This window comes from Microbacterium sp. B24, from assembly GCF_000333415.1.
GTDB lineage: Bacteria > Actinomycetota > Actinomycetes > Actinomycetales > Microbacteriaceae > Microbacterium.
This window is the reverse complement of record NZ_BADB01000001.1, coordinates 1-4,089: the sequence shown is the minus strand read 5'-3', so window position 1 is coordinate 4,089 and position 4,089 is coordinate 1. Positions and strand designations below refer to the sequence as shown.

At 67.9% G+C, this 4,089-nt stretch carries 4 protein-coding genes; 2 read left to right on the top strand and 2 right to left on the bottom strand.

Features of this window, described 5'->3' with window-relative positions; genetic code table 11:
* A partial coding sequence (locus tag I5I_RS00020) for a glycosyltransferase family 2 protein (protein ID WP_036314663.1) occupies positions 1–264 on the bottom strand: 264 nt, incomplete at its 3' end.
* A gap of 212 nt (positions 265–476) precedes the next feature.
* Between I5I_RS00020 and I5I_RS15955 the strand changes: the two genes are divergently transcribed.
* A complete protein-coding gene (locus I5I_RS15955) occupies positions 477–2,288 on the top strand; it encodes a cell wall-binding repeat-containing protein (RefSeq protein ID WP_187289890.1) in 1,812 nt (603 codons plus the stop codon).
* 21 nt (positions 2,289–2,309) lie between these two features.
* Here the strand turns inward: I5I_RS15955 and I5I_RS00010 are convergent, their stop codons facing one another.
* Entirely contained in the window at positions 2,310–3,713 is a 1,404-nt protein-coding gene (locus tag I5I_RS00010; RefSeq protein ID WP_036314660.1) for an O-antigen ligase family protein, read from the bottom strand.
* Positions 3,714–3,755: 42 nt separating this feature from the next.
* Between I5I_RS00010 and I5I_RS00005 the strand changes: the two genes are divergently transcribed.
* Positions 3,756–4,089: type I phosphomannose isomerase catalytic subunit (locus I5I_RS00005; protein ID WP_036314658.1), on the top strand; the 334-nt coding region annotated here is incomplete at its 3' end.

The window sequence follows — 4,089 nt, the reverse complement described above, 5'->3', positions numbered from 1 at the left end:
GAATTGAGCTCGGTCCCGGGGATCCTCTAGAGTCAGCTCGGCACCCAGCCGCTCGCGGAAAGACTCGACGACCGCGGTGGTGTCATCGGTCGACGCGTTGTCGACGATGACCACGTGGCCCGGCTTCGGATCCATCGCGGTGATGCTCTCGAGCAGCTTCGTCAGAAGGATGGAACGGTTGTAGGTGACGATCGCGATCGTCGCGCTGGCGGGCGTGAACGTCTCGTTCGAGGCCGCGTCGGGGCGCGCAGAAGTGGAGGCCATAGCGCGAGAAGTCTAACCCGCCGACTCGCCCTCGCCTGAAGCGGGCGGTGCTACTGTGGCCGTGATCGTGTCGGTCTGCACCGAGCGCGAGAGCTGATCGGGGGGTCTGCGTGAGGTTCGCACGTGTCTTGATTGCCGCGACCGTCGCGGCGCTTCTGCTAGTGGGCGCGACCGAGAGCACGTCGTTCGCCGTGACCCCCTCGGCTCCTGTCGTGGTCCGCATCGGGGGCGGTGACCGCTACGAGACGGCCGTCGCGATCAGTCGAGCAGCATACCCAGCCGGCGCTCCTGCCGCTTTCCTAGCAAGCGGAGCCGACTTCCCGGATGCAACCGGCGCCGCGGCCTCTGCCGCAGCGATGCATGGACCGGTGCTGCTGACGCCGCCCGACGTCTTGACTTCCACGGTAGCGACCGAGCTGAGCCGTCTGCGCCCGGCGACGATCTATATCCTCGGCGGTGCGGCGACGATCGGTGACTCCGTGGAGCGCGCGGTTCGTACGCTGGGTGCCGCAGTGATACGGCTTGACGGCGTCGACCGCTACGATACGGCTGCTCGCGCCAGCCGTGTGGCGTACCCCACCACCGCTCCCGTCGTATTCCTTGCGAGCGGGGTGTCCTTCCCGGATGCGCTGTCGGGGGCCGCGGCCGCAGCCCGGCTGGGCGGACCGATTCTGTTGACTTCCAATGAGTCGTTACCCGCATCGGTGGCATCTGCATTACGCTCCCTCGCTCCGCACCGCCTTATCGTGTTGGGGAGTTCGGCGACCATTTCGGATCGCACGATGCGTGATGCTGAAGCGGTGTCGGGGCTCGTGGCAGAACGGTGGGGTGGCGTCGATCGATACGCTACTTCCTTGATTGTCAGCCAGCGGGCATTCGGCGACGGCGCGCCGGCGGTGTATCTCGCGAGCGGTCAGAAGTTTCCCGACGCCCTGTCCGGGGGAGCGGTCGCTGGTGCGATTGGAGCGCCGCTGCTCCTTTCCGATCCCGATCGGCCCTCGCCAGCGCTCCGTCTCGAGTTGAGGAGACTGGCCCCCGCAAGCGTCACGCTGGTGGGTGGTTCGAGTACGTTGAGTAGCGGCCTGATGACTTCGGTCGCCGAGGCGTCGGCATCCGTCGGCGGTGACGGCGACGGCATCTTCGGGCTCGTCACGTACCCCGACACTCAACAGGAAGTCTTTCCCTTCCGTGGTACGGATTTCGTTGACCGCTCGCGTTGGCTGGTCGACAATCGGCGCGCACTGGACCTCAGGTTCGTTCTGCACACCGGGGATGTCGTCAACTGGGATACCCCTGACCACGCTCAGTATCAGATCGCCCGGGCGGCATTCCGTCCGCTCGACGATGCGGGGATCCCGTACGCATTGAGCATCGGCAATCACGACACGCAGGCTACCGGTGTCGGGGGGTCAGCCCGCGATCCCGGCAACACATACGCACTTCAACGGGACACGAGCGTATTCAACAGTTACTGGAAGCCCACCGATTACACGGCCCTCGCCGGCGTCTTCGAGTCGGGCAAAGTGGACAACACGTACTCGTTATTCCGTGCTGAGGGTGCGACATGGCTAGTGATGAACCTCGAACTGTGGCCGCGTCTTTCTGTGATCACGTGGGCACAGGGCGTCATTTCGACGCACCCCACGGCGAACGTCATCATTCAGACCCACTCGTTCCTTGACGGCAGCGCGCTGATCGACGGTGCCGGTCGCTCAGCGCCGAGATGGGAGTACGGAGACGCCTCGCCGCAGTACATCTATGACCACCTCGTCGCGCCCTACGGAAACGTGAAAGTCGTTACGAGCGGCCATACCGGCGGAGCCGCTTCCCGTACCGTGAAGACCGCCATGGGAAACACCGTCGCCTACCTCCTGCAGACGATGCACTCGAACACGGATAATCCCGTCCGCCTCTCTGAGATCAACGTCAATGACGGCACCATCGACACGTGGGTGCAGGCTCCGTCCGACGGCGCCATCGTCGACGAGAGCCTTCTGGTAGGGCTGAGCTTCATCAAGGACTGAGCGTGCCCTTCGCCCGCGCACTCAGCGCGGCACGCGCTCCGTCTCGCCCTGCTCGCCGACCAGCCGCTCTTCCGAGGCTCCGCGTCCGAGCAGCGGTGCCTGCTTGATCTTGAACGCGAGCAGCACGATCAGCATCCATCCGCCGGCGACGATCGGACCGGAATCGGCCACACCCTGCACGAGCAGCACGGCGCCGGTCAGCGTCGGCACGAGCGTCACGGGGGAGTAGGGCCGGTCGGCGACGAGGTCCCAGCGGGGGCGGTCGACGGCGAAGAACCAGGAGCGCCACACGTAGGCGAAGAAGGTCAGGGCGAGCAGCGCCATCCCGACGATCCCGAGCTGGAGGAGGACGTCGAGCCACACGCTGTGGGCCTGCGTGAGGGCAGAGTCGATGCCGGGGACCCAGGGCGCGGATGCCGCGTCCAGCGGCGGCCACGGCGTTGCGAAACCCCACCCTTGCACCGGACGCTCGAGCGCCTTCGCCGCGATCAGGGCCCACGTCCCTTCGCGCCCGTCGAGGTCGGTGCTCCGCCCGAGGAACGAGAAGATCTGACCGCGCCCGAGCCAGACGGCCAGAATGCCGGCCGCGGCGATCGCGGCGTAGACGACGTAATACCGGGTGCGCTCGCCGGCGCGCTTCGTGGTGCGCATCACCAGCACCGTCGCGAGCACGAGGACGACCGCCGCCGCTCCGAGCCAGCCGAGGGCCGACCCCGCACGGAAGAAGAGCAAGGCCGACAGCGCGAACCACCCGACCAGCAGCGTGCGCCGTGGCGCACGCGAAGCGAAGCGGACGGCGAAGACGCCCATGCCCAGCAGTGCAAGAAAGGCCAGCGCCGTGGCATCCCCGACGATGCCCTGGATGCGCCCACCGCTCATCAGCTGATCGCGTGACCAGACGACGGCCCCGTCGGCGACCACGCCGTCGGGCCGTGCGAAGCCCGGAAGCAGTACGCCGTGCCAGACGAGCGACACCCAGAGCTCGAACAGCAGCGACAACCCGAGCACCCACTTGAGCGCCGAGGCCATCGCGCGCACCAGCTCACGCCACGTCAGCACCGCTCCGACGAAGAGGGCCTGAATCGTCGTCACCAGCAGGAGGACGAGCGTCGCGGCCGTCGCCGCGAGATGCGTCGTCCACAGCAGCGAGCACACCGCCCACAGGACATAGGCGAGAGCGAACCACGGCAGTCGACGCCACTGCACCGGGGGACGCGAGAGCGCCCACACCGACGCCGAGACGACCCCGGCGGCGACGACCGCGACGGCGGTGGCGGGGATGCCGAGCGCCAGCGGCCACGCGGACCCGGCGAGGGCCGCGGCGAGGACGAAGATGCACCACCCCCGCAGCAGCAGGTGGCCCGACGTCGCGCGGATCGGCGCGGTCGGCGGCGCCGCGACCGGATGCTTCGTGTGGACGGCCATGGTGAGATCAGAGTAGCGCGACGGCGGTCCTAGGCTGGGGGCATGCTGACGCCGATCTCCAACGATCCTCGCGACTACTCCTGGGGTTCCCCGACCCTCATTCCCGCCCTCGAAGGACGCCAGCCGACGGGGGCTCCCGAGGCCGAGATCTGGTACGGCGACCACCCGGGCTGCCCCTCCCGGACGCCCGATGGACGCACGCTCGACGTGGCCCTCGCCGACGCCGGACGTCCGGCTCTGCCGTTCCTGCTCAAGCTTCTCGCCGCGGCATCCTCGCTCTCCATCCAGGCCCACCCGACGCGCGCCCAGGCACAGGAGGGGTTCGCGCGGGAAGAGCGCGCCGGTATCCCGCGCGACGCCCGCGAACGTCTCTATC